This window comes from Mesorhizobium sp. M7A.F.Ca.CA.002.09.1.1 (assembly GCF_003998555.1).
Lineage (GTDB): Bacteria > Pseudomonadota > Alphaproteobacteria > Rhizobiales > Rhizobiaceae > Mesorhizobium > Mesorhizobium ciceri.
On record NZ_RZRR01000646.1, the window covers coordinates 1 to 3,298 of the forward strand.

Consider the following 3,298-nt stretch of genomic DNA (forward strand, 5'->3'; position numbering starts at 1 on the left):
GTGGAGGAGGAGATCGCCAAGGGTCGAACGAGCCTCGAAGAGCGCAAAGGCGCCACCGAGGGTGAACTGCGCCGATCCCGCCGCGATATCCTAATCGGCATGACGTTCTCCAATCTGATCATGTATTTTATCATCCTTTCGACCGGGTCGACGCTCTACAAGGCCGGACACACGCAGATCGAGACAGCGGCACAGGCGGCCGAAGCGCTGCGGCCGCTTGCCGGCGACGCTGCCGGCATTCTCTTTGCGGCCGGTGTAATTGGCGTCGGCTTCCTGGCCGTGCCGATCATGACCGCTGGCGCTGCTTTCGATTTCGCCCAGGCGATGGGATGGAAGAATAGCCTGCATGCCAAACCCCGGCAGGCTCCCAAATTCTACATCGCGATCGGGGTCATAACGCTGGTGGCGGTGGGTCTCAATTTCTTCGGCTTCAACCCGATGAAAGCTCTCGTCTGGTCCGGCATCGTGCAAGGATTTTCAACGCCGCCGCTGCTGCTTCTCATCCTCATCATGACCAACAATCGCAAGATCATGGGCGACAAGGTCAACAGCACAAGCACGAACATCCTGGGCGGCGTGACGACCTTGGCGATTTTTGCGGCGTCGGCGGGATTGGTGGCAAGCTGGTTCCTGTAGCTCGCATGGCATGACAGATGTTCAGGCACGGTGGAACATCGGCGGTCAAATCCCGTTGAGACGCTTGTGGGAGAAAGGAGGTTGTCCATGTCAAAGTTGCAGGCCGCAACTCCGGACCGTTTAAGGCAACTCAGGCTTGAAGCTTCAGCACATTTCGCTCCGTTGATGCTGAACGAAGCCCTGTTGCGCCTTTCCCATGCCTGCGGAGGCGACAGCCTCGACCGCTTCGAGAAAGCCATGGTTGATCAAATCGAGGCTGCCAAGGACGATCGGGCCGATTTCGAAACGATCAAGGAACTCGCGATCGAGCAGCTTTACGCCCTGGTCCGGAACGCCAACGATTCGCCGAAAAAGAAACAGTCGCTGGAGAAGATCGACACGCGCAGAACGCCCGGCCGGTCCGAAGAACCACGCACGCTCGAGGACCAACTGCAGGCGGGGTTGGAGGATTCCTTTCCCGCGAGCGATCCGCCTTCGGTGGTGTCCACGACCATTTCAGGCGGAGCAAAGAAGCTGGTTGGGACCGACGAGGTTCTGGAGAAGCAGCGGCGACAAGCGTCCAGCAAGGAAGATCGCTCGTAGACCGCGGTGCCGGCTGGGTTGGCGGCAAACCAAAGAGTGCGGACGCGCCAACGGAAACAGCTGACGCCATCGCATCAAAGTTTGACAGCCGCCTCCCGCGCCCAGAGCCGCAGTTTGCGGCATGACTGCACAAACGCAGCTACCGAAGCTGCCGAATCCAGCCGCCTCAGCCCCTCATCGGCATCGGGAGCGACGCCTGCTTTGATCAGGAGCGGCTCGGCCCCGGAGGTGAAGCCGATGAACTTGCAATGCGCAAACGCATCAGACACGAAATCCTTCGCAGCGGCCTCCGTGACCAGTAGCTCGGCGCCCGCCTCGGAGAGGAGCAGCACCACCGCGTCGAACAAAACGGATGGACCGCCGTCGATCATGTGCCTTGCCTCGATGTGGGTGCCGTCGGCGGCTTCGACGCCGCCCACCTTGGGCGCAACCACCTCCATCACCGCGCCTTCCGCTTCGATGGCGGAACGAAGTTCCTCGAACAGCGCGACATCGGCTCCATCGCTGAGCATGACACCGACTTTGCGGCCTTCGAAACTGTCGGGCCCGTTTTGGATGATGCTGAGCGCCGGCGACGGCGGCAAGTCATCGCGCGGTGGAACGGCGGCTTCGGCAGGTTCGGGCATGTCACGGATGCCGAGCTTGTCGGCGACCGTGGTCGCCAGCGTTTCATCGATGTTCAACAAATGCGAAACCATGCGTTCGCGGATCGCCGGTGCCTGGACCTTGCTCAGTTCAAACGTCAGCGCCATCGCGATGTGACGCTGCTCCGGTGGTGTCTGGCTGTTGAAGAATTGCCGGGCCTGGCTGTAGTGATCGGCGAAGCTCTCCGCGCGCAGACGTACTTTCTGCCCTTGTTCGGCATCGGAGAAAGAACGGAAGCCACGCTGCGGATCCTCGCGCGGTCCCAGTCCCCATGAGTTAGGTTCATAGTTGGCGCGACCGGCCGGATTGCGCATGGCCATGTGCCCGTCCTGTTGAAAATGGGCGAACGGGCACTTCGGCGCATTGACCGGCAGATGGGTAAAGTTCGGACTGCCCAGCCGCTTCAATTGGGTATCGAGATAGGAGAAGTTGCGGCCCTGCAGAAGCGGATCGTTGGAGAAATCGATTCCGGGCGGCACATTCTGCGTCATGAATGCAACCTGCTCGGTCTCGGCGAAGAAATTATCCGGCATCCGGTCGAGCACCAGCCGACCGACCGGAATTGGTTCGAGAACCTCTTCGGGAATGATCTTCGTTGCGTCCAGGATATCGAAGTCAAAACTGTCGGCAAACGCCTGATCGAACAGTTGCACCGTCAACTCCCATTCCGGGAAATTGCCGGCCTGTATGGCCTCCCACAGATCGCGGCGATGGAAGTCGGGATCGGCGCCGTTGATCTTGACCGCCTCGTTCCAGACCACCGATTGCATGCCGAGCTTGGGTTTCCAGATGAACTTGACGAAGGTGGATTCGTCCTTGGCGTTGACGAGGCGGAACGTATGCACACCGAAGCCTTGCATGAAGCGGAAGGAACGCGGGATGGCGCGATCCGACATGATCCACATCACCATGTGCATCGATTCCGGCATCAGGCTGATGAAGTCCCAGAAATTGTCGTGCGCCGTCTGTGCCTGCGGAAAAGCACGGTCGGGCTCCTGTTTGGCGGCGTGGATCAGATCGGGAAACTTGATGGCGTCCTGGATGAAGAAGACCGGAATGTTGTTGCCGACCAAATCCCAATTGCCTTCCTTGGTGTAGAGCTTGACCGCAAAGCCGCGCACGTCGCGGGCGAGATCGAACGAGCCCTTGTTGCCGGCAACCGTCGAGAAACGAACGAATGCCGGCGTCTTTTCACCAGCTCGCTGGAAAATGTCGGCACGTGTGTATTTGGCCAGTGAGTCGTAGGTCTCGAAATAACCATGCGCGCCATAGCCGCGGGCATGGACGACCCGTTCCGGGATGCGTTCGTGGTCGAAGTGGAAAATCTTCTCGCGAAAGTGAAAGTCTTCGATCAGCGATGGTCCGCGTTCACCGATCCGCAATGTGTTTTGGTCGTCGGAGACAGGCGTTCCGAGCGCCGTGGTAAGGACAGGCG

Annotated in this window: 3 protein-coding genes; 2 read left to right on the top strand and 1 reads right to left on the bottom strand. The window is 59.7% G+C overall.

Annotation, left to right across the window (positions count from 1 at the left end; translation table 11 throughout):
- Positions 1-636, top strand: a 636-nt coding sequence (locus tag EN994_RS23760; RefSeq protein WP_164746115.1) for a divalent metal cation transporter, incomplete at its 5' end; no start/stop codon positions are given.
- Positions 637-723: 87 nt separating this feature from the next.
- Positions 724-1,218, top strand: a complete 495-nt coding sequence (locus EN994_RS23765; protein ID WP_013533214.1) for a hypothetical protein — start codon at positions 724-726, stop codon at positions 1,216-1,218.
- Positions 1,219-1,292: 74 nt separating this feature from the next.
- Here EN994_RS23765 and EN994_RS23770 read toward each other — a convergent pair.
- Positions 1,293-3,298, bottom strand: a 2,006-nt coding sequence (locus tag EN994_RS23770; protein ID WP_127307842.1) for a catalase, incomplete at its 5' end; no start/stop codon positions are given.